Source organism: Streptomyces sp. B93 (genome assembly GCF_018070565.1).
GTDB lineage: Bacteria > Actinomycetota > Actinomycetes > Streptomycetales > Streptomycetaceae > Streptomyces.
Genome location: NZ_JAGPXL010000003.1, coordinates 117,880 through 139,266 on the forward strand (window position 1 = coordinate 117,880; position 21,387 = coordinate 139,266).

The following is a 21,387-nucleotide window of genomic DNA, read 5'->3' on the forward strand; positions in this document are numbered from 1 at the left end:
CGTGGCCCACGCCGACCGGTGTGGGCCACGGCCGTACGAGGGTCCCGTGACCGGCGGCACGGCAACGGGGTTAGCATCGGGCCACGCGCACCAAGCCCGCAGATGAACGGCAAGCGACCCCAGGGGGCCAAGTAGCTCATGCCGGTCAAGGTCAGTGTCGTCGTCCCGGTCTACAACCCCGGGCGATACATCGAGGAGTGCATCGCGTCGCTGCTGAGGCAGTCACTGCCACCCGACGCATACGAAGTGATCTTCATCGACGACGGTTCCACCGACGAGACCCCCGCCCGCCTGGACGCGCTCGCCGCCGAGGAGCCCCGGGTCCAGGTCATCCACATCGAGAACTCCGGCTGGTCGGGCAGACCCCGCAACGTCGGCATCGACGCGTCCCGGGGCGAGTACGTGATGTTCGTCGACCACGACGACCACCTCGGCGACGAGGCGCTGGAGCGGATGTACGACTACGGGGTGGCCAACGACGCGGACGTGGTGGTCGGCAAGATGGCGGGCCAGGGCCGCGGCGTGCCGGTGGAACTGTTCCGGGTCAACCGGCCGCACGCGTCCGTCGGGAACGCGCCGCTGATCGACAGCCTCACCCCGCACAAGATGGTCCGACGCGCCTTCCTCGACCGCATCGGCCTGCGCTTCCCGGAGGGCCGACGGCGGCTCGAGGACCATGTCTTCGTCACCGAGGCCTATCTGCGCGCGGGCAACGTCTCGGTCCTCAGCGACTACGTCTGCTACTACCACACCCGCCGCGACGACGGCTCCAACGCGGGCTTCCAACGGTTCGACCCCGTCGGGTACTTCAACAACCTGCGGGAGGCCCTGGACATCGTCGAGCGGTACACCGAGCCGGGTCCGCCGCGCGACCGGCTGCTGCGCCGCTGGCTGCGCAACGAGATGGTGGAACGGCTGCGCGGCCGTCGGCTGCTGGCGAAGCCGGACGACTTCCGGCGGGAACTGTTCGAGGAGATCCACAAGGTCGTCGCAGAGCGCTTCGGGCCCGGCGTCGCGGCCGGACTCCAGCCCGCCCAGCGCATCGTCGCCGCGCTGACCACGGCCGGACGCTACGACGACGTGGTGGCGTTCGCCGAGTGGGAGGCCGCGGTCGGGCTGCGGGCGACCACGGAGAGCGTGGAGTGGCGGGACGGGAAGCTGCACATCGGGCTCAGCGCCGAGTACACCCACGACGGCGAGCCGATGACCTACCCCGCCGACGCGGCGAGCCCCGCCTTCGACGGCCCGCCGCGCGATGTCGCCGAGGCGGTGGAGCTGCTGGGCGCGGACAACGCCGCCCGGTTCGACAAGGCGCCGCTCGACCTGGTGCTGCGCGCCCGCTCCAGCGCCGCCACCCACTTCCAGCCCACCGGCGTCACCCACGAGAGGGTCCCGGTCGGCGACGGCTCCCGGGTCCGGCTGGTGCTGCGGGCGACGGCCACCGTGGATCCGGCGACGGCGGCGGGCGGGACACCGCTGGACGCCGAGGTGTGGGACCCGGTGGTCCGGGTCAGGCTGGGCGGCTGGACCAAGGAGAGCAGACCGGGCGAGGGCCGGGCGCTCGCGCTGCCGTACGCCGGTGTCGTCGCCGGGCGTCTGATCCTGCCGTACCTGACCGATCCGTACCGCAACCTGTCGCTGGACGTGGACCGGGCGCAGGGGCGGCTGGGGCTCGGGCAGGTCGCTGAGCGGGACATGGGGGTCTCGGGCGGGCGGCTTCGGATGCGGCTGCCGCTGTACGTGAACGGCGCGGCGAAGGTGCTGGTGCGGCTGACCGGTCCCGCGGGCACGGCCCCGGTCACCGTCCCCGGCACGCTGTCGCCGGTCAGGGCACGCCCGGGCGCGATGCTCGAAGCCGCTCTCTCCGGCGCCGAGCTGGCGGGTGGGGTCTGGCGCACCGCGCTGGGACCGGACCCGGACGCCGGCGAGCCGAGGTTCGTCGCCCTGCCGCTGTCGCTGCGCGCGGCGCCGGACGGTGGCCGCGTCCGGGCGGCGCACACGCGTCGCCATCCCCGGCTGCGGCGGCTGGTGGGCAGGGCGCGGCGACTGCTGCGCCCGGTGACGGCACGCGCCGCGGCGCGGGGGAGGTGACGCGGGTGCGAGCGCTGGACATCGAGGGCGCCTGGGTGCTGGAGCCCAAGGTCTTCCCGGACGAGCGGGGCAGCTTCCACGAGTGGTACCGGGGCGCGGAGTTCCGCGAGGCCACCGGCTACGACCTGACCCTCGCGCAGGCCAACTGCTCGGTCTCCCGCCGGGGTGTGCTGCGGGGCGTGCACTTCTCCGACGTGCCGCCCGGGCAGGCCAAGTACGTCACCTGTGTACGCGGCGCGGTCCTGGACGTGGTGATCGATCTCCGCGTCGGCTCACCGGACTTCGGCCGCTGGGAGGCCGTACGCCTCGACGACGACACCCGGCACGCGGTGTTCCTCGCGGAGGGCCTCGGCCACGCCTTCATGGCCCTCAGCGACGAGGCGACGGTGGTGTACCTCTGCTCCACCGGCTACGCCCCCGAACGCGAGCACGGAATCCACCCCCTCGACCCGGACCTGGCGATCGACTGGCCCGAGGGCATCCCCCCGCTCCTCTCCCCGAAGGACGCGGCGGCACCGTCACTGACCGAGGCCCGCACCACGGGCCTCCTCCCGGCGTACGACACCTGCCGCGCCCACTACCGGGAATTGCGGGGCTGACCGGGGGCTCTCACATCTGCGGTGCGGCTGTCACCCGCGCCGATCTACGGGACAATGCCCGCAGGGCCACGCGTCGGGGGGAGCGAAGCCGTGGTGGAGCGGACGCAGGGCGGTGTCAGCGCGGCCTTCGCGGGCTTCGTCTCCGCGGTCGTCTCGGTGATCCTCACGATTGCCGGGACGCTGGTCGGTCTGCGGTCCAGCGCTTCCCAGGCCGCGCTCTTCCTCATCCTGACATGGCTGTTGATCGCGGCGTCCATCGCGACGGGCGTCGTCGCCGTGTGGCTGCTCGCCGACAGCATTCGCAAGGACGTGAGGGACCTGGCCCATCTCCGCGACCTGGAAGCCTACGTGCCCCGGCTCATCCGCTTCCGGCAGCGCCGTGACACCTTCGTCATCGGCGGTGACGGCAATGCCACGCTGCACATCTCCTGCCAGGTGGAATCAGCTGAGTCCGCCGTGGTGCCGTGGATCTCCTTCCCGATGATCGCGGAGGTGTCACCGGACCACACGCCGTGGACGAGCATCGTGGTGCGCCGGGTGAGCGTGGACGGGGTGGATTCCGACCCCACGATCGCCTTCGTCAGGAGGGAGCGCAAGGTACCCGCCGAGCCGACGGCCGCCGACGGACGTCTCGTCGAGTCGGGCGCCGTACGGGTCCCGGTGTCGTTGGCCCCGGGTCGCACCCGCTGCTCCTTCACCGTCGAGCTGGAGTTGATCGGCGCTTTCGGCTTCGTCGGCCATGAGGAGAACTGCTACACCGACGTCTCGTACGTGACGGACGTCCTGGAGGTCACCATCACCGGCCGCGACGGTCTCGAAGTCGCCTGCTCTCCCTATGCGCAGAGCCGGGTGGAGGCGCAACAACTCGGCATGGAGATGGCCGACATGCCGGAGTCGCAGCTCCAGTCGCGCTACTGCCACATGGCGGACGGAGTGCACTGGAAGACGACGCAGGCCAAGCTCGGCTACCGCTACGCCATCCCGGTGCGCGGACGGGCGTGAAGCTCATCGGTGGGCAGACGGGCGGCGAGCCAGGTGGCCAGCGCGTCCGGCTGAGGGGGCTCACCGCCGCCGCGCAACGCGCGGTGAACGGCCCGCACCAACTGGGGGCGCAGCAGCAGAATGTCGGGCCCGGGTCCGGTGGTGAGCCTGGACCAGGCCAGTGCGAAGCCGGTCCAGGAGGACGGCCGGTCGGGGTCGTCGGCCAGTTCCGCACGGTAGCCGGTCAGCGCCTCTTCGAAACGCCCCCGGACCAGGGCCAGATCGGCGACTGTCGCACCGGTCTCCGCCACGAGTGAGGGCTCCAGCGGTGACGGGCCCGCCTGGACGGCGCAGCGCAGGAGATCGGCGCGGGCGGCGGACCAGGGGCCGTCTCCCCGCGGCACCAGTTCCTCCGTGTACGGGCCCGTCACACTGTCGGTGGTCCCCTCCCACTCACGTGCCAGCGCGGTCACCAGGCCGGGGTCGGGGACCAGGTGCCGTAGCCGCCACCCGGCACGGTGGTCCTCGATGGTCGTTTCCGCTGCCGGGTGGTACGGGGCCTCGGCTTCCCAGCCGGTGAGCTGTTCCTCGACACCCTCGAGGAAACGCTGCCCGGCTTCCGTGAGACACGCGGTGTCGCGCAGGGCGCGGGCCGCCTCGAGCGTGGGTGCCTGCCATCGGGCGCGGGCGAACTCCGCGTGACCCTCGGGCTCCTCGCGGGAGCGCGTCACGGCCCGCCAGAACTTCGTCACCCCGGAGAAGGCGTAGATGCCCTGGAGCAGTCCCGCGGCGGGACGCGGATCGTCGCGCCAGGGAGCGTAGAGAAGACCGCCCTCGTTCTGCCGGGTCAGCGGGACCAGATGGAGGAGGCCTCCCAGGAGGACGTGTCGGAACTCGTGCACGAGTGTCTCCGCCAGGTCTCCGGGGGCATCGGGCCTGGCGACCGTGATCCCGGCGAAGGCCTCTCCGCTCGAGGCGCTGATAAGGGGGAAGCGACTCGTGAACGGATAGGGCGCCAAGGCGTCCAGGCCGGCGCTCATCGCATCCGCGAGGTGCGGGTCGTGGCGGCAGAGCAGGTGCCAGGCACCATCGAGCAGTTCCTGCCAGACCGCGACCTGCGCGGTGTCGAGGCGATCCGGACCGAGAGGCTCGTACAGGCCGCGATACGGATCGATGTCGTCCAGTCGCAGGGACAGCGTTCTCGGCCCTGCCCGGCACTCGAGGCGTCGAAGCGTCCACCAGCCGGACGCGTCACGGCCGAGGTCCGGCGGCAACCGCACGGTGCTGTCACCGAAGTCCACGTCGCAGACCCCCGCGCGGTGGCGGACACGGGCCACTGTCCAAGGCGTTCCGGACCGGCTCGGGGAGCGAACCAGCCCCAAGGCGGGCAGCGCGACCTGCCCTCGCCTGGCCGGAACACGCAGGTCCACGTCGATGCCCGCCCGCAGTGCGGCGGCGACTGCGACACAGTGCAGGTGCCCGACGTGAACCCATGGCGGTGCGGCATCCGCGGCCTGGCCACGACGGAGCCGACGCAGGGTGAAACCCGCCCATCCCGCGACGTAGGGGTAGGACAGCAGGGACTCCAGGGCTTCCGGTGCCGTCTGCTGGACCTGCTCGAGCACACTCCAAGCGGGTTCCAGCGAGGTAAGAGGACCGCGGGAGTCAGGCGCCTTCACCACCTCGTCCTGAACGGCGCGAAGCAGCAGCAACGTACGGCTGCGCTCCGCCCGCCTCAACTCCCGGACCTCTTCGGGGCCGACGCTCCCCCTGGCGAGGGCGTCGACGGTGCTCCACTCGATCCGGTGAGGGGAGATCTGCGCCCGCGTCAATCGATGCGCTCCGCGCCGCCGCCCTCTTCGCCACCGGCGGCAATGGGCCGCTCCTGGTCAGCGTGCGAACCGATCCACTCCAGGCCCTGCCGAACAGCGGACTGATCGGAGTCAAGGACTGACCTAAGGGAAGAAGCCGCGAAGTCGGGCAGGTGGGACTCGATCACATTCGCTCCTCAGATGGGTCGGTACCGGGATGTGCGCTCAGTCGATGCGCTCGGCTCCCCCACCCCCTCCCCCCTCCTCGGAGGCGGCGACGGATCGTGCCCTGTCCGCCTGGCTTCCCTGCCATGCGAGAGCACGGAACAGGACGGGCTCCTCGGCGGTGAGCAGTGTGCGGAGTGGCACGGCGCCGAGATCGGGCATCCGAGTCTCTATCATTTCGCCTCCCGGGACCCCGCGAACGAGTGGCGGTCCGACGGTTGTTCACACACCGGGTCAAGTTCACGGGGCATCACTCGCCACCCGATTATCGCTCCCCACCCGGCAGCCGGACAGTCTTCTCCCAGCCGAGCAGGAATTGGCGGGCCGGGTTGGGACCTGATGCCCGGTCAGGCGGGCGGGGCGAGCTGGTTCACGGCCGTGCGGAGGGGTTCCCAGCCCCGCGAGCGGCTCAGGCCGCGGTTGCGGGCCCGGGTCAGGGGGTGCCAGAAGTCGGCGCCCAGGAGGTCCTCGGGGCGGACCGCGCGGACCCGGTCGAGAACGGCCTCGGGGACCTTCTGCGGGTCGGGCACGTCGTACTCGGCCATGATCTCCTCGTACTTGTCCTTCAGGACGGTGTTGCCGGGGTCGGCGCCGAAGACCACCAGCTGGCCGGTGGGCTGGGTGTCGACCAGGACGGTCGCGAGGTCGGGGCGGTAGCGGGAGAGGATCTCGATGATCTTGTAGACGTCGCCGGTCCAGGCGCCGGTGTGCCGGTCGCGGGCGGCCTCGTCGACGTTGCGCGGCAGCATGTCGTCGAAGACGATCACGCTGGACCAGTCCGAGTGGCGCTCGACGTTGATGAAGTCGCGCAGCGCGTACTCGAAGAGGTGCATGCCGTCGATGAAGGACAGGTCGAGGGTGGTGCGGCGCCAGTGGGCCAGCGGGTGACGGCCGCGGGCCATGTTGCGCAGCGGGTGGCGCCCGCCCTTGAGGTGGGCCAGCGGGTCGGGGCGCTCGAAGAAGGCGTCGCTGGTCGCCTTGGCCAGGTGGACGTCGCAGCGGATCTCCGAGGTCACCTTGAACGCGGGGTCGATCGCGATGCTGGGGACCCGGGAGAGCGTGAGGCTGCGGCCGTCGTTGACGCCGATCTCCAGGTAGTTGCGGTTGGCGACCGCCTTGTGCAGTCCCCGGAGGAACTCATGACGTTTCACGTCGAAACTCCTTGGTGCTCCTTGCGGATCTGGGGCAGTGCCTCGTCGAGCGCGGCCCGCCAGGCGCGCGGCCCGGGCAGGCCCACGTCCTTCCACCGGCCGTGGGCGAGGACGCTGTACGCGGGGCGCGGTGCCGGGCGCGGGTAGGCCGCGCTGCTGGTGGGGCGCACCCGTGCGGGGTCGGCGCCGAGGCCGCGGAAAACCTCGCGGGCCAGTTCGTGCCAGGTGGCCTCGCCGGAGCCGGTGGCGTGGAAGACCCCGCTGACGTCCGGGCCGATCAGGGGGCCGAGGTCGGCGAGGCGTTCGGCGACGTCGGCGCTCCAGGTGGGCTGGCCACGCTGGTCGTCGACGACGTCGACGGTGTCCCGGCGGGCCTCCAGCTCGATCATCGTACGGACGAAGCTGCGGCCGTGGACGCCGTACAGCCAGGCCGTGCGCACCACGGCGCTGTGCTCGGGGAGTTCGGCCCGTACGGCCTCCTCACCGGCGAGCTTGGTGCGGCCGTAGGCGGTGCGCGGGGCCGGGGGGTGGTCCTCCGGGTAGGGCGCGGTGCGTGTGTCGCCGTCGAAGACGTAGTCGGTGGAGACGTGCAGCAGCCGGGCGCCGGCCGCGGCGCAGGCGCGGGCCAGCAGCCGGGGCCCCTCGCCGTTGACCAGCAGGGCGCCTGCCTCGTCGGTCTCGGCGTCGTCGACGGCCGTGTACGCGGCGCAGTTGACCACGATGTCCGGCCGGTGCTCGGCGAAGGCCCGCTCGACGGCGTCGGGCGAGGTGATGTCGAGGGCGGTCCGGTCCAGGCCCGTCACCTCGGCGTCGCGCCGGACGAGGGCGGCGACGGTGTCCCGGCCGAGCATCCCGCCCGCCCCGGTGACCAGCCACCTCATACCCGCTCCCGCTGCTTCAGGGGCTGCCACCAGGAACGGTTCTCGCGGTACCAGTCGACGGTCTCGGCGAGGCCGGCGGTGAAGTCGTGGCGGGGCCGGTAGCCCAGCTCGGTGCGGGCCTTGCTCCAGTCGACGGAGTAGCGCCGGTCGTGCCCCTTGCGGTCCGGGACGTGCTCGACGCGGTCCCAGTCGGCGCCGCAGGCCTTCAGCAGCAGGGCGGTGAGGTCACGGTTGCTCAGTTCGGTGCCGCCGCCGATGTTGTAGACCTCGCCGGGGCGGCCCTTGGTGCGCACCAGCTCGATGCCGTGGACGTGGTCCTCGACGTGCAGCCAGTCACGGACGTTGAGCCCTTCGCCGTACAGCGGGACGGTCAGCCCGTCGAGGAGGTTGGTGATGAACAGCGGGATGACCTTCTCGGGGAACTGGCGCGGGCCGTAGTTGTTGGAGCAGCGGGTGACGCGGACGTCCAGGCCGTGGGTGCGGTGGTAGGCGAGGGCGAGCAGGTCGGAGGAGGACTTGGAGGCGGAGTACGGCGAGTTGGGGCTCAGGGGGTGTTCCTCGGGCCAGGAGCCGGTGTCGATGGAGCCGTAGACCTCGTCGGTGGAGATGTGCACGAAGGGGCCCACGCCGTGTCTGAGGGCCGCGTCCAGCAGGGTCTGGGTGCCCAGGACGTTGGTGCGGACGAAGTCGGCGGCGGAGTCGATGGAGCGGTCCACGTGGGACTCGGCGGCGAAGTGCACGACCTGGTCGGTGTCGGCCATGAGCTTGTCGACCAGGGCGGCGTCGCAGATGTCGCCGTGCACGAACTCCAGCCGGGGGTGGCCGGCGGGCAGGTTGTCGCGGGAGCCCGCGTAGGTGAGCTTGTCGAGGACGGTGATGTGCGGCGCCTCGGGCCCGCCGTCGGCGAGCAGTGCGCGGACGTGGGCGGAGCCGATGAAACCGGCGGCGCCGGTGACGAGGAGCTTCATGTGTGGATCTGCACCTTGCTGTGGTCGCCGAGGACGAGTCGGTGGGCGCTGGGCACGCTGGGCGCGGTGGTCACCTGGGCGTGCCGCCCGATGAGCGAGTTCTCGATGCGGCCGACGCCGTCGATGGAGGAGTCCCGCAGCACGATCGAGAACTCCAACTCGCTGTCCTGGATGCGGCAGTTCTCCGCGATGGAGGTGAACGGGCCGACGTAGGAGTCGCTGACGACGGTTCCGGCGCCGATGACGACGGGGCCGACGATCCGGGAGCGGACGACCCGGGCACCCTCCTCGACCACCACCCGGCCGATGATCTCGGAGGCGTCGGTCTCGCCGTCGACGCGGCGCTCGACGTCCTCCAGGACCGTGCGGTTGACCTCCAGCATGTCGCCGACGTTGCCGGTGTCCTTCCAGTAGCCCTTGATGACCGTGCAGCGGACGTCGGCGCCGGTGTCGAGGAGGTGCTGGAGGGCGTGGGTGATCTCCAGCTCGCCGCGCCACGACGGGGTGATGGCCCGCACCGCCTCGTGGACGGCGGGGGTGAAGAGGTAGACGCCGACGAGCGCGAGGTCGCTCTTGGGGTGCTCGGGCTTCTCCTCCAGGCCGATCACCCGCCCGGTCGGGCCGAGTTCGGCGACGCCGAAGGCGCGGGGGTCGGAGACGCGGGTCAGCAGGATCTGGGCGTCGGGGCGGGTGGCGCGGAACTCCTCGACGAGGCCGGTGATGCCGCCGACGATGAAGTTGTCGCCGAGGTACATCACGAAGTCGTCGTCGCCGAGGTACTCACGGGCGATCAGTACGGCGTGGGCGAGACCCAGGGGCCGTTCCTGTGGGATGTAGGTGATGTCCAGACCGAACTTCGATCCGTCGCCGACCGCCTCCCTGATCTCCTCGGCGGTGTCGCCGACGACCAGTCCGACGTCGGTGATACCGGCCGCCGCGATCGATTCCAGTCCGTAGAACAGCACGGCTTTGTTCGCCACCGGGACGAGCTGCTTGGCCGACGTGTGCGTGATCGGCCTGAGCCGTGTTCCGGCGCCGCCGGACAGCACGAGAGCCTTCATCTGCTTCACCATAGCGGTGATCGCCCGGACGGATGTCTCTTTGGGTTCACTCACCGGTCACGGCTCGTTGTCCGCGCGTTCGCCGCCTCCAGGGAGTCGGGTCGGGTCCGCGGACGCATACCCGGGATCGGGCTCACCACTCCCGGGCGACCGCCAGCAGCCGGTCGCGGACGAGGGTGACGTGCGGGTTGCGGGCCGGGCCCGGACGCTGCACCAGGAACGCCGTGTTGATCGGCGGGTCGTCCGGGGCGTCGAGCAGGGCGAGGGCGCCGGACTCCAGGGCGTCGGCGCACAGGTAGCGGGGCAGCACGCTGAACCCGGCGCCGCCCGTCACCAGCGCGAGGACGGCCCGCAGGTCGGGCACGGACACGGCGGCATGGCAGGTGAGCCGTCGGCCGAAGACATGGCGCCAGTAGCGGCGGACGATCGGCAGGTCCTCGGCGTAGGTGATCAGCGGCACCGGGTGCAGTACGCCGGGGCCGTCGGTGGCGAGCGGCGCCCGCAGGCGGTCGGCCCACTCGGGGGCGGCCACCAGCACGAACTCCTCGTCGGCGAGCGGTACGGCGGTCAGTGCCCGGCCGCGCGGCCGGGTGGTGGCGATGACGAGGTCGTGCCGTCCGGCGCGCAGCTCGTCGAGCAGCGGGTCGGTGAGCCCCGGGCTCGCCCGCAGCCGTACGCCCTGGACCACCAGCTCCCCGAGCGCGGGCAGGGCCCGGGTCGCCAGCAGTTCGGCGGGCCCGGCCAGGTGCACCGGCTCCGGCGGCGCCTGATCCGGTGCCCCGTCGCCGGTGGCGGCGGCCAGCGCGTCGAGCGGTACGGCGATCCGCGCGGCCAGTTCGTCCGCCACGGCGGTCGCCGCGACCCCGCGCGGCAGCCGCTCGAACAGCTCCCGTCCCATCTGCCGCTCCAGCGACCGGATCTGGGTGGTGACGGTCGGCTGCGACAGCCCCAGCAGCTGGCCCGCGGCCGTGAACGACCCCGACCGGTAGACGGCGAGGAAGGTCCGCAGCAGATTCAGGTCGGCGGGCGCGCCGGACGCCGGGCGCCGGGAGCCGTCGGGGTGGTCGTGCCTCACGTGGGGAGCCTAGCGGCGCCCTAGGTGTCCTCGCCGTTGCCCGAGTCGAGGGTGATCTCGCTCCAGACCTGTTTGCCGCCGCTGACGGGCACGCTCCCCCACGCCGTCGACATGGCCTCGACGAGCAGGAGGCCCCGCCCGCCGGTGGCCTCCCAGCCGATGGAGGTCGGCTTGACGGGGGTGCGCGGGGAGGCGTCGGCGACGGAGACGCGGAGGCGGTCGCTGAGCAGGGTCAGGTCGAGGCGGACCTTGCCGTCGGTGTGCACGAGGGCGTTGGTGACCAGCTCGGAGACGACGAGGAGGGCCGCGTCGACGTGTTCGGCGGCGCCCCAGGAGCGCAGCGTGCGCCGGGTGAAGCGGCGGGCGTGCCGGACCGCCTCGGGGACCCGCCACACCGTCCAGCTCTCCCGCCGGGGACGGACCGCCATGCCGTCGTAGCGCATCAGCAGCAGGGCGATGTCGTCGCTGCGCCGGGCGCCGTCGAGCAGGGTGTCGGCGACCGGTCCGAGGTGGGCGGGGTCCGCGCCCGCGAGCATGTGCGCGAAGTGGTCCATGCCGGTGTCGATGTCGGTGTCCGGGGTCTCCACCAGACCGTCCGTGGTCAGCGCGATCACGGTGCCTGGCTGGAGGCGCAGCGGGCTCATGGGGAAGTCGGCCTGCGCCAGCACCCCGAGCGGCGGCCCGCCCTCCGCCTCGGCGATCTCGGTGCTCCCGTCCGGCTGCCGCAGCACCGGCGGCAGGTGCCCGGCCCGTACGCACCAGGCGAACCCCTCCTCCATGTCGACGTCGACATAGGCGCAGGTGGCGAAGAGGTCGGTCTCCATGTCGACCAGCAGCCGGTTGGCGTGGCTGACCACCACGTCCGGCGGATGCCCCTCGGCGGCGTAGGCGCGCAGCGCGGTGCGCATCTGGCCCATCAGGGTGGCGGCGCCCGCGCTGTGCCCCTGGACGTCGCCGATGACGAGGGCGACGTGGTTGTCCGGCAGCGGGATCACGTCGTACCAGTCGCCGCCGACCTCCAGACCGGCGGTGGCGGGCAGATAGCGGGCGACGGCCTCGGCGCCGGGCAGTTTCGGCAGGCGGCGCGGGAGCAGCTGGCGCTGGAGCATGCCGACGAGTTCGTGCTCGGCGTCGAAGGCGTGGGCGCGCAGCAGGGCCTGTCCGGCGAGTCCGGCGGAGGCGGTGAGCAGGGCGCGTTCGTCGGGCCCGAAGTCGTGCGGGGAGTCCCAGCCGATCAGGCAGGCGCCGACCATGCGGCCCCCGGCGGGCAGCGGCAGCACGGCCAGGCCGCCGGGGCCGACCTCGGCGAGGGCGGGTTCCAGGGCGGCGGTCCCGGCGGGCCAGATCTGCGCGCGGCCCTCGCCGAGCGCTGTCGCGAGGGTGGGCATGGCGCGCACCGGGGCGTCGGGCCACTCGCCGCGCCACTCCAGGCGCCACAGCTCCGGCCAGGACTCCGGTTCGGGCGGGTCGAGGACGGTGACGACGAGCCGGTCGTGCTCCAGCTCGGCGAGGGCGATCCGGTCGGCCCGCAGCGGTTTGCGCAGCGCGGAGACGAGGGCGTGGCTGACGTCGCGGACGGTGCCCGCGGTGGCCAGGGCGGCGGCCAGCCGCTGGATGCGGGCGACGTCGGTGACGTCGGAGCGCAGCTGGGAGGCGTCCATGACGGTGCCGACGAGACGGGCCGGATGGCCCTCGCCGCCGGGCAGCATCCGGCCGCGCAGCCTCAGCCACTTGGGCGGCCCGGCGGGCTGGAGCACCCGGAACTCCAGCTCGCGCTCGCCGATGGACATGTGGTCGGCCTCCACCACGGACATCAGCGAGGGCAGGTCCTCGGGCACGGTGCGGCCGAGCAGCGTCTCGACCTTGCCGTCGAAGTCAGCGGACCGCAGCCCGAACAGTTCCAGCAGGCCGTCGCCGACCTCGACCCGCCCGCTGTCCATGGCCAGCCCGAACGCGTACGCCGGCAGCTCGCCGCGCTCGGGCCGCCAGTCGGGGACCGGGCAGACGACGGCGTCGGCGATCAGCTCCAGACAGGCCCGTTCCTCGGCGCCGAAGCCCTCGACGCGCTCACTGACGGCGAGCAGACAGCCGCCCTCGTCCGCGTGCCGCGCGGGCAGGGCGGCCAGGTGGAAGTCACGGGACGGGGTGCGCCGGGCATCGGCCAGGTCGGCGAGGTCGGCGGGGCCGAGCCAGACCGGCTGTCGGGTGCGGTGGGTGTCGGCCGCCGGGGAGCGGCCGTCGACGGCGTAGGTGTCGCGCAGCCCGTACAGGGTGCGGGGCACCCCGGCGGACTCGGTGAGGCACAGCAGGTCGCCGTCCTCGCTCAGGGTGTAGACGGCGGCGAAGGTCGCCCCCGCGAAGACGAGCGCCTGTTCGAGGACGCGATGCCGCCGTTCGGGGGAGTCGGGATCGGACATCAGCGCTTTCAGGGCACCTTCGGTACGCAGCGTTCCCGTGCTGCGTCCCGCGGCGCCATGACTGACCACGTGGGTATTACAGCGCGTATGCGGCTGCCGCGCAGCCCCTGTGAGCGTTCCGGGCGGCGCGCCGACGTCGCGCGACGGCCCCGGCGGGCCGTGGCACGGCGGGCGTGGGCGGCCACTCGCCGTGCGCGGGAGGCCCCGGCGAGGGAGATTTGTTCCCTGGGACCGTTCGGCGGCACGGCGAGGAGGTGGTCGGCGTGTCCGAGGTGCAGGAGCCGGGGCAGCAGGCACCGGCGGCCCGGCTCCCGGTCGGCATTCCGCTGCTGTCGCTGACGCTGGCCGCGATGATGGACGACGTCCACGCGCACTCCGGCGCCGTCTATCTGCTCGCGCCGGACGAGCCGGTGCTCCAGATGGCGGTGATGGCGGGACTCCCCCGGTCGTTCGCGGCGCCCTGGGAGCGGGTGGGGCTGGCCGCGCCGATACCGGTCGCCGAGGCGGCCCGGGACCGCAAGCTGGTCTGGGTCGGCGGCGAGGAGGAGATGGCGCGCCGCTTCCCCCGGGTCGCCGTGGTGCTGCCGTACCCGTTCTCGCTGGCCGCGCTGCCGGTGGCGTCCGAGAGCACGCTGTACGGGGCGGTCTTCGTCACCTGGCCCGGCGGGCACGCCCCGGAGCTGTCGGACCGGGAGCGGGACCATCTGACGGCGTCCTGCCGCAGGCTCGCGACGCGTCTGGAGCGGGCCGCCCAGTCCGGGCTGCCGCTGCGCCCGGAGCCCGACCTGCTGGCCACGCCGCTCATCGGGAACATGTCCGGCACCCTCGGCTCGGTCGAGGCGACCCGGATGGTGGCGCGGCTGCCGTACGGGCTGTGCTCCCTCGACGTGCAGGGGCGGGTCACCTTCGCCAATCCGGCGGCGACCGAGCTGCTGGAGGTGTCGGCGGACCGGCTGCTCGGCACCCAGCTGTGGGCGTCGGTGCCCTGGCTGAACGACCCGGTGTACGAGGACCGCTACCGCGGGGCGCTCTTCAGCCAGCAGGTCACCTCGTTCGTGGCGCTGCGCCCGCCGGCCGACTGGCTGTCGTTCCGGATGTACCCGAGCACGACCGGGCTGAGTGTGCGGATCAGCAGGGCGCGGGCGGTGGCGGAGATGGCGCGGGCGGCGCCGGGGCCCGGTGACGCGCCGTCCCGGCTGGTGACCATCACCCAGGTGCTGAGCATGGCCGGGGCGCTGACCGAGGCGGTGGGCGTGCAGGACGTGGTGCAGCTGGTCGCCGACGAGATCGCGCCCGCCGTGGGCTGCCAGGCGCTGGTGCTGCTGGGGACGCGGGGCGGGCGGCTGCGGGTGCTGGGGCACCGCGGCTATCCGGACGCGCACATGGTGGAGCAGTTCGACGGGCTGCCGCTGGACTCGACGACCCCCGGCGCGCAGGCCCTGACCAGCGGGGTACCCGCGTTCTTCGAGTCGCGGGAGCAGCTGGAGCGGCTCTACCCGGCGCGGCCCGCCACCCCGGACGGGTTCGCCTCCTGGGCGTTCCTGCCGCTGATCGCCTCCGGACGGCCGGTGGGCACCTGTGTGCTCGCCTACGCCGAGCCGCACGGCTTCCCCGCGGACGAGCGGGCGGTGCTGACGAGCCTCGGCGGGCTGGTCGCGCTCGCCCTGGAGCGGGCGCTGCTCTACGACGCCAAGCACCAGCTCGCGCACGGCCTCCAGGCGGCGCTGCTGCCGCACTCGCTGCCGCCGCTGCCCGGCATCGACGCCGCGGCCCGCTATCTGCCGGGGACCCGGGGCATGGACATCGGCGGTGACTTCTACGACGTGGTGCCGACCGGGGGGCAGGCGGCGGCGGTGATCGGGGACGTCCAGGGGCACAACGTGACCGCGGCCGGGCTGATGGGTCAGCTCCGTACCGCGGTGCGCGCGTACACGGCCGTCGGGCAGTCCCCGCAGGAGGTCATGGCCAGCACCAACCGGCTGTTGATCGACCTGGGCTCGGACCTGTTCGCCAGCTGTCTGTACCTGCGTCTCGACCCGGCGCGCGGGCGGGCGGTGATGGCGCGGGCCGGGCATCCGCCGCCGCTGCTGCGCCGCCCGGACGGCCGGGTACGGGTGCTGGACCTGGCCGGGGGCCCGCTGCTGGGCATCGACGGGGCCGCCGGTTACCCGACGACGGAGGTCGCGCTCACGCCCGGCTCGGTGCTGGTGCTGTACACGGACGGGCTGATCGAGTCGCCGGGCGTCGACATCGAGGACGCCCTGGCCGATCTGGGGCGGCGGCTGGCCGAGGCCGGGGACCTGCCCCTGGACGAGCTGGCCGACACCCTGGTGCGGCACGAGGCGGCGGAGGAGCGGGACGACGACGTGGCGCTGCTGCTGTTGCGGGCGCGGGAGCGGGACTGACGGGTCCCCGGACACAGCGCGGTCCGGTCCCTCCGCCGAAGGACCGGACCGCGTCGTCCGCTGCCGCTGGTGGGGGGCGGTCAGTGGACATCCGTGGGGGCGGGTCAGTGCCTGTCCGTCTGGCCCTTGCGGGCACCGAGGCCGACCTCGTCGCCGAGGCCGGGTATCTCGCGGGCGCCGGTGTCCTGCTCCCCGGCCCCCGCGTCGCCCTCTTCCCCGGCGCCGCCCGCGCCGAGGGTCGCGCCGACCGCCTCCAGGGCGGTGGTGACCGGCTGGAAGAACGTCTCGCCGCCGATGGTGCAGTCGCCGCTGCCGCCCGAGGTCAGGCCGATCGCGCTGCCGTCCTGGGTGAACAGGGAGCCGCCGCTATCGCCGGGCTCGGCGCAGACGTTCGTCTGGATGAGGCCGGTGACGGTGCCCTCGGGGTAGTTGACGGTGGCGTCGAGGCCGGTGACCGTGCCGTCGAACAGTCCCGTGGTGCTGCCCATCCGGAAGACCTGCTGGCCGACCGCCGCCTCGGCGACGCCCGCGATGGGAACGAGCTGTCCCCCGCCGACGTTGACGTCGCTGGGCGCCTGGACGGCCGGGTCGTCGTACTTGACCAGCGCGAAGTCGCCCGCGCCGGGGAAGACGGCCTGGTCGACGGTGCCGATCGGCGCCCCGTTCGCCTGGTCGGACCACTGGGCGGCGGCGACCCCGCAGTGGCCCGCGGTGAGGAAGGCCGGGGTGCCGTCGGCGGCGGTGACGTTGAAGCCGAGGGAGCAGCGGGCGCCGCCGCCGAAGATGGCGTCGCCGCCGGAGGCGAAGGTCTTGAAGGTGCCGCTGGACTTCTTGAGGGTGGCCATGCCGGGGCCGAGGGTCTCGACGGTGGACTCCAGCTGGTCCCAGTTGTCGCCGGTGACCGTGGAGTCGGCGGTGACGAGGATCTTGTTGGTGCGGGGGTCCACGGCCCAGGCGGTGCCGGGAATGGCGGCCTCGCTCCTCAACGTCCCCGCGGCGGTCTGGAGTTCGCCCATGCTGTTGTCGACCTGGCGTATCGCCGCGCCCGCCTTCTTGGCCTGGACGATCACCTGGTTGTCGTTGCCGACGACGTTGACGACGAGCTGCTGGTTGTCGGCGTCGTAGTAGGAGCCCGCGAAGGCGTCGCCGAGGAGTCCGGCGAGCTGGGCGGCGAGGTCCGAGGCGTCCGTGGACTTGAGGGTTCTGGGGGCCGTCGCGTCCGAGGCGCCGTCCTGGGAGGCGTTGGCGTGCGGCAGCAGGATGGCCGCCGCTCCGAGCGCCGCCACGCCGCCCGCCGCGATCGCGGCCTTGCGCTTCGGAATTCGCTTGTGACTCAACCTTCTCGACCTCCTGGGGGACGGGGTCTGCGGGCCGTGGACCGGCCGCCGTGTTCGGGGCGCCTGGATGGCCACTGGTACGGACAGGGCGCGCGGGACGTTCAATTCCGTTTTCGCGGGCCGGGGCTGACGGCCCGTACCGGTCACGCCGCTCGCGGGGCGCACCCCGCGCGGGAACAATCGCCGTATGACGATGACCACGGCCGAGGCCGACAAGATCCTCTCCGCCAACTTCGCCCCGTGGGTCCTGGAACTGGGCCTGACGGTGGAATCGCTGGGCGACGACCGGGCGGTGCTGCGGCTGCCCTGGTCGAAGCGGCTGGCCCGCGAGGGCGGCGGGCTGTCCGGGCAGGCGTTGATGGCGGCGGCGGACACCGCGACGGTGATCGCCGTCTCGGCGGCGCGCGGCGGCTTCGTGCCGATGACGACGGTGCAGCAGTCCACGTCGTTCCAGCGGGCGGTGCTGGGCTCGGACGTGCTGGTGGAGGCGGTGCTGACCAAGGTGGGCCGCCGGATGGCGTTCGCCGACATCACGATGAGCGTGGCGACGACGGGTGAGCTGGCGGCCCGCGCGAACACGGTCTACGCCCTGCTGGGGTGACGGCGGGTCAGCACCGGGCGTGACCGGTCGGCGACGGTCCGTTTCGGACCGGGGGGCGGAATCCCGGCTTCAGCGAATCTGCACACCGATTGCCCATCCGGGGCACCGAGTCCGTTGGATCTGCACAACCGCGCGCCGCCGGACACGTCTTTGGGACGGGAGTGCCGGATTCGCCGCCGGGCCGGCAAGAGAACGTCTGCGACGATCCCGCGCGGGGTGTGAAGAAGTCGCCGGGGTGCCGTGCGCGTCTCTGCACGGTTGGTCGCCACTCGGGTGCAACTGCCCAGGTGGGACGGGGTGATTGATTGGAAGCCCACGGCGGCCGCGTGCTTTGATCCATCGCACCGCGGGGCCCGCCACGGCACCCGGCAGGGCGCCCGGCGCCCGCGGTCGGCGGCCGTCCATCTGTCCCCAGAGGGGCCGCTCCCCCTTGTGAGATATCCATAGGAAGGGAAGTTCCATCATGAACTCCACCCCCCAGGTCGAGACCGTCGAGATCTCGGACGCTGAGCTGGACAACGTCTCCGGTGGTCTGCACGTGAACGCGCTGGGCACCGTCACCGGTCTGGTGGACGGCGTCGCCCCGGTCTCCGGCGTGGTGAACACCGCCGTCGGCACGGTCGAGGGCGTCACCGGCCTGAACACCGCCCCGGTCGCCGGCCTGGTCGCCGGTCTCTGACCGCACCCGAGTGCGCCCGCGAGTCCCGGAGCCGCCTTCCGGTTCCGGGACTCCGGTCTGCCCCGAGGTACCTCCCGTGCAGTTCCGTCAACAGGCCCTCGCCAAGCTCCAGTCGCCGGAGGAGCTTGATCTCCCGGTGCGCCTCGCCCGCCCGCAGGGCTGGCTCGTGCTGGCCGTGACCGTGGTCGCGCTGGCCGCCGCCTCCGTGTGGGCGGTGACCGGCACCGTCTCCGCCACGGTCAGCGCGCCCGCCGTCCTCACCCACGGGCAGGGCAGTTACGTCCTCCAGAGCCCGGTCGCCGGGCAGGTGACGGAGATCGTCGCCGAGGAGGGCGCGCGGCTCCCCGCCGGCTCCCCCGTCCTGAAGGTCCGTACGGCCGACGGTGAGACCGTGGTGCGCACCCTCGCCGCGGGCCGTCTCACCGCGCTCGCCGTGTCGATCGGTCAGATCGTCACCACCGGCGCGAACGTGGCCGCCGTGGAGAAGGTCGCCGACGCGGACGACCCGCTCTACGCGACGGTGTACGTCCCCGCGCGCAGCGCCGCCTCCCTGCCCGCGGATGCCGCCGTGGACCTGACCCTCCAGACCGTGCCCGCCGAGCGGTACGGCGTGCTGCGCGGCCATGTGAAGTCGGTGGACCGCACCCCGCAGTCCGCGCAGCGGATCGCCGCGTTCCTCGGCGACAGCCAGCTCGGCGAGCAGTTCACCGAGGACGGCCGCCCGGTCGCCGTCACGGTCCGCCTGGACACCGCCGCCGGCACCGACAGCGGCTACCGGTGGTCCACCGCCGACGGCCCCCCGCACGCCCTCACCTCCATGACGCTCGCCACCGGCTCGATCCGGCTGGCCGACCAGCGTCCCGTCGATTGGCTGCTGCCGTGACCACCGCCCAGCAGACCCGCGGCCGACGCCGCGCCGCCCCGCCGAAACGCTCCGTGCCCCGGCCCCGGGCGCGGACCGTGCGCACCCCGACCGTGCTCCAGATGGAAGCGGTGGAGTGCGGCGCCGCCTCGCTCGCGATGGTCCTCGGCCACTACGGCCGCCATGTCCCGCTGGAGGAACTGCGGATCGCCTGCGGCGTCTCCCGCGACGGCTCACGCGCCAGCAACCTGCTCAAGGCGGCCCGTTCCTACGGCCTGACCGCCAAGGGCATGCAGATGGACCTGGCCGCGCTCGCCGAGGTCCGGGCACCCGCCATCCTGTTCTGGGAGTTCAACCACTACGTCGTCTACGACGGCATGGGGCGCCGCCTCGGCCGCCGCGGCGTGTACGTCAACGACCCCGGCAAGGGCCGCCGTTTCGTGTCGCTCGAGGACTTCGACGGCAGCTTCACCGGCGTCGTCCTCACCATGGAACCCGGCGACGGCTTCACCGCCGGTGGCCGCCGCCCCGGCGTGTGGGGCGCCATGCCCGCCCGGCTGCGCGGCACCGCCGGGACGCTGCCCGCGGCCGTGCTCGCCAGCCTGCTGCTGGTGCTGGTCGGCGCCGCCGTGCCCGCCCTCAGCCGGACCTACATCGACACCTTCCTGATCGGCGGTCAGACCGCCCTGCTGGACGTGCTGTTCGCGTCCATGGGCGCCTGTGTGCTGCTCACGGTGGTGCTGACCTGGCTCCAGCAGGCCAATCTGCACCACGGCCGGATCATCTCCTCGACCCTGTCCAGCGCCCGCTTCCTGCGCCATCTGCTGCGGCTGCCGGTCACCTTCTACGCCCAGCGCAGCCCCGCCGACCTGGTGCAGCGCCTCCAGTCCAACGACGCGGTGGCCGAGACGCTGGCCCGGGACCTCGCCGCGGCGGGCGTCGACGCGATCGTGGTGGTGCTGTACGCCGTCCTCCTCTACACCTACGACCCGCAGCTCACCTTCGTCGGCATCGGCGTGGCCCTGCTGAACATCGTCGCCATGCGGATCGTCGTACGGCTGCGCGCGACGCGTACGGCGAAGCTGCGCGCCGACAGCGCACGGCTGACCAACACCGCCTACACCGGCCTCCAGTTGATCGAGACGATGAAGGCGACCGGCGGTGAGGACGGCTACTTCCGCAAGTGGGCGGGGCAGCACGCCACCACCATGGAGGAGCAGCAGCGGCTCGGGGTGCCGACCGCGTGGCTGGGCGTGGTCGCGCCGACGCTGGCGACGGTGAACAGCGCGCTGATCCTGTGGATCGGCGGGATGCGGGCGATCGAGGGCCATGTCTCGGTCGGTCTGCTGGTCGCCTTCCAGGCGCTGGTGACCCGCTTCACCGCCCCGCTGACCCGGCTCAACGGCGTCGCGGGCCGCATCCAGGACTTCGCGGCGGACGTGGCCCGGCTGAAGGACGTGGAGAACTTCCGCGCCGACCCGCTGTACGACCGTGACGACGGCGGTCCGGACGCCACCCGGCGGCTGCGCGGGCACGTCGAGCTGACGAACGTCACCTTCGGCTACAGCCCGCTGGACAAGCCGCTGCTCAGCGGCTTCGACCTGACCGTGGGACCGGGCCAGCAGGTGGCGCTGGTCGGCGGCTCCGGCAGCGGCAAGTCCACGGTGTCCCGGCTGATCTCGGGCCTGTACACGCCGTGGGAGGGCGTGATCCGCGTCGGCGGGCAGCGCATCGAGGACGTTCCGCGCGGGGCGCTCGCGGCCTCGGTCTCCTTCGTCGACCAGGAGGTGTTCCTCTTCGAGGGCACCGTCCGCGACAACGTGGCGCTGTGGGACCCGTCGATCCCCGACGAGGCGGTGGTGGAGGCGCTGCGCGACGCGGCGCTGTACGACGTGGTGGCGCGGCGGCCGGGCGGCATCCACAGCCCGGTGGAGCAGGACGGCCGCAACTTCTCCGGCGGTCAGCGGCAGCGCCTGGAGATCGCCCGGGCGCTGGTGCGCCGCCCCGGCGTCCTGGTGCTCGACGAGGTGACCAGCGCCCTGGACGCGGAGACCGAGCTGGTGGTGATGGACAATCTGCGGCGGCGCGGCTGCGCCTGTGTGGTGATCGCGCACCGGCTGAGCACCGTGCGCGACAGCGACGAGATCGTGGTGCTCCAGCACGGCACGATCGTGGAGCGCGGGCGGCACGACGAGCTGGTGGCGCGCGGCGGGGCGTACGCGGCGCTGGTCAGGGAGCGGTGA

17 protein-coding genes are annotated in these 21,387 nt (G+C 72.9%); 8 read left to right on the forward strand and 9 right to left on the reverse strand.

What is annotated here, in order from left to right; all coding sequences use genetic code 11:
• The first annotated feature begins 138 nt into the window (after positions 1 to 138).
• The 3 genes from KBY47_RS04285 to KBY47_RS04295 all read left to right on the forward strand — a co-directional run bounded on the left by KBY47_RS04285 (position 139) and on the right by KBY47_RS04295 (position 3,692).
• The gene (locus KBY47_RS04285) at positions 139 to 2,091 is read left to right on the forward strand and encodes a glycosyltransferase family A protein (protein WP_210919527.1); all 1,953 of its coding nucleotides are present in this window, start codon (positions 139 to 141) and stop codon (positions 2,089 to 2,091) included.
• A gap of 5 nt (positions 2,092 to 2,096) precedes the next feature.
• Positions 2,097 to 2,690 (forward strand): dTDP-4-dehydrorhamnose 3,5-epimerase, encoded by a 594-nt coding sequence (gene rfbC, locus KBY47_RS04290; protein ID WP_210919528.1) that lies wholly within the window; start codon positions 2,097 to 2,099, stop codon positions 2,688 to 2,690.
• A 90-nt stretch (positions 2,691 to 2,780) separates the two neighbouring features.
• Positions 2,781 to 3,692, forward strand: coding sequence for a hypothetical protein (locus KBY47_RS04295; RefSeq protein ID WP_210919529.1), 912 nt, complete (start codon positions 2,781 to 2,783; stop codon positions 3,690 to 3,692).
• Here the strand turns inward: KBY47_RS04295 and KBY47_RS04300 are convergent.
• From KBY47_RS04300 to KBY47_RS04335, 8 genes are all read right to left on the reverse strand, one after another.
• Entirely contained in the window at positions 3,662 to 5,503 is a 1,842-nt protein-coding gene (locus KBY47_RS04300; RefSeq protein WP_210919530.1) for an HEXXH motif domain-containing protein, read from the reverse strand. The genes KBY47_RS04295 and KBY47_RS04300 overlap by 31 nt on opposite strands.
• Positions 5,500 to 5,670: a hypothetical protein gene (locus KBY47_RS04305; protein ID WP_210919531.1), complete on the reverse strand. Its 171-nt coding sequence runs from the start codon at positions 5,668 to 5,670 to the stop codon at positions 5,500 to 5,502. The genes KBY47_RS04300 and KBY47_RS04305 overlap by 4 nt, the downstream gene beginning before the upstream one ends.
• 384 nt (positions 5,671 to 6,054) lie before the next feature.
• Complete coding sequence (locus tag KBY47_RS04310) at positions 6,055 to 6,858, reverse strand: class I SAM-dependent methyltransferase (RefSeq protein ID WP_210919532.1); 804 nt, start codon at positions 6,856 to 6,858, stop codon at positions 6,055 to 6,057.
• Positions 6,855 to 7,739 (reverse strand): dTDP-4-dehydrorhamnose reductase, encoded by an 885-nt coding sequence (gene rfbD / locus KBY47_RS04315; protein WP_210919533.1) that lies wholly within the window; start codon positions 7,737 to 7,739, stop codon positions 6,855 to 6,857. The genes KBY47_RS04310 and rfbD overlap by 4 nt, the downstream gene beginning before the upstream one ends.
• Entirely contained in the window at positions 7,736 to 8,707 is a 972-nt protein-coding gene (gene rfbB / locus KBY47_RS04320) for a dTDP-glucose 4,6-dehydratase (RefSeq protein WP_210919534.1), read from the reverse strand. Before rfbB ends, rfbD begins: the two co-directional genes overlap by 4 nt.
• Positions 8,704 to 9,768 (reverse strand): glucose-1-phosphate thymidylyltransferase, encoded by a 1,065-nt coding sequence (locus KBY47_RS04325; RefSeq protein ID WP_210919535.1) that lies wholly within the window; start codon positions 9,766 to 9,768, stop codon positions 8,704 to 8,706. Before KBY47_RS04325 ends, rfbB begins: the two co-directional genes overlap by 4 nt.
• Before the next feature lie 133 nt (positions 9,769 to 9,901).
• A complete protein-coding gene (locus KBY47_RS04330) occupies positions 9,902 to 10,843 on the reverse strand; it encodes a LysR family transcriptional regulator (protein ID WP_210919536.1) in 942 nt (313 codons plus the stop codon).
• 20 nt (positions 10,844 to 10,863) lie between these two features.
• Positions 10,864 to 13,260 carry a SpoIIE family protein phosphatase gene (locus KBY47_RS04335; RefSeq protein ID WP_374103055.1) on the reverse strand — a complete coding sequence of 799 codons (2,397 nt, stop codon included), beginning with the start codon at positions 13,258 to 13,260 and terminating at the stop codon, positions 10,864 to 10,866.
• A gap of 254 nt (positions 13,261 to 13,514) precedes the next feature.
• On the opposite strand from KBY47_RS04335, the gene KBY47_RS04340 reads away from it, so the two are divergent.
• The gene (locus KBY47_RS04340; protein WP_210919695.1) at positions 13,515 to 15,665 is read left to right on the forward strand and encodes a PP2C family protein-serine/threonine phosphatase; all 2,151 of its coding nucleotides are present in this window, start codon (positions 13,515 to 13,517) and stop codon (positions 15,663 to 15,665) included.
• 104 nt (positions 15,666 to 15,769) lie between these two features.
• Here KBY47_RS04340 and KBY47_RS04345 read toward each other — a convergent pair whose 3' ends face one another.
• A complete protein-coding gene (locus KBY47_RS04345) occupies positions 15,770 to 17,002 on the reverse strand; it encodes a S1 family peptidase (protein ID WP_210919538.1) in 1,233 nt (410 codons plus the stop codon).
• 187 nt (positions 17,003 to 17,189) lie between these two features.
• Between KBY47_RS04345 and KBY47_RS04350 the strand changes: the two genes are divergently transcribed.
• From KBY47_RS04350 to KBY47_RS04365, 4 genes are all read left to right on the forward strand, one after another.
• Positions 17,190 to 17,603: a PaaI family thioesterase gene (locus KBY47_RS04350; RefSeq protein WP_210919539.1), complete on the forward strand. Its 414-nt coding sequence runs from the start codon at positions 17,190 to 17,192 to the stop codon at positions 17,601 to 17,603.
• 463 nt (positions 17,604 to 18,066) lie between these two features.
• The gene (locus tag KBY47_RS04355; RefSeq protein WP_210919540.1) at positions 18,067 to 18,282 is read left to right on the forward strand and encodes a type A2 lantipeptide; all 216 of its coding nucleotides are present in this window, start codon (positions 18,067 to 18,069) and stop codon (positions 18,280 to 18,282) included.
• Between the two features lie 76 nt (positions 18,283 to 18,358).
• Complete coding sequence (locus KBY47_RS04360) at positions 18,359 to 19,165, forward strand: HlyD family efflux transporter periplasmic adaptor subunit (RefSeq protein ID WP_210919541.1); 807 nt, start codon at positions 18,359 to 18,361, stop codon at positions 19,163 to 19,165.
• A complete protein-coding gene (locus tag KBY47_RS04365; RefSeq protein ID WP_210919542.1) occupies positions 19,162 to 21,387 on the forward strand; it encodes an NHLP family bacteriocin export ABC transporter peptidase/permease/ATPase subunit in 2,226 nt (741 codons plus the stop codon). The genes KBY47_RS04360 and KBY47_RS04365 overlap by 4 nt, the downstream gene beginning before the upstream one ends.

Coding starts and splice junctions, on each gene's coding strand:
- rfbD (WP_210919533.1), bottom strand. CDS start 7,739: ATGAGGTGGCTGGTCACCGGGGCGGGCGGGATGCTCGGCCGGGACACC.
- KBY47_RS04355 (WP_210919540.1), top strand. CDS start 18,067: ATGAACTCCACCCCCCAGGTCGAGACCGTCGAGATCTCGGACGCTGAG.
- KBY47_RS04325 (WP_210919535.1), bottom strand. CDS start 9,768: ATGAAGGCTCTCGTGCTGTCCGGCGGCGCCGGAACACGGCTCAGGCCG.
- rfbB (WP_210919534.1), bottom strand. CDS start 8,707: ATGAAGCTCCTCGTCACCGGCGCCGCCGGTTTCATCGGCTCCGCCCAC.
- KBY47_RS04335 (WP_374103055.1), bottom strand. CDS start 13,260: ATGTCCGATCCCGACTCCCCCGAACGGCGGCATCGCGTCCTCGAACAG.
- KBY47_RS04285 (WP_210919527.1), top strand. CDS start 139: ATGCCGGTCAAGGTCAGTGTCGTCGTCCCGGTCTACAACCCCGGGCGA.
- KBY47_RS04350 (WP_210919539.1), top strand. CDS start 17,190: ATGACGATGACCACGGCCGAGGCCGACAAGATCCTCTCCGCCAACTTC.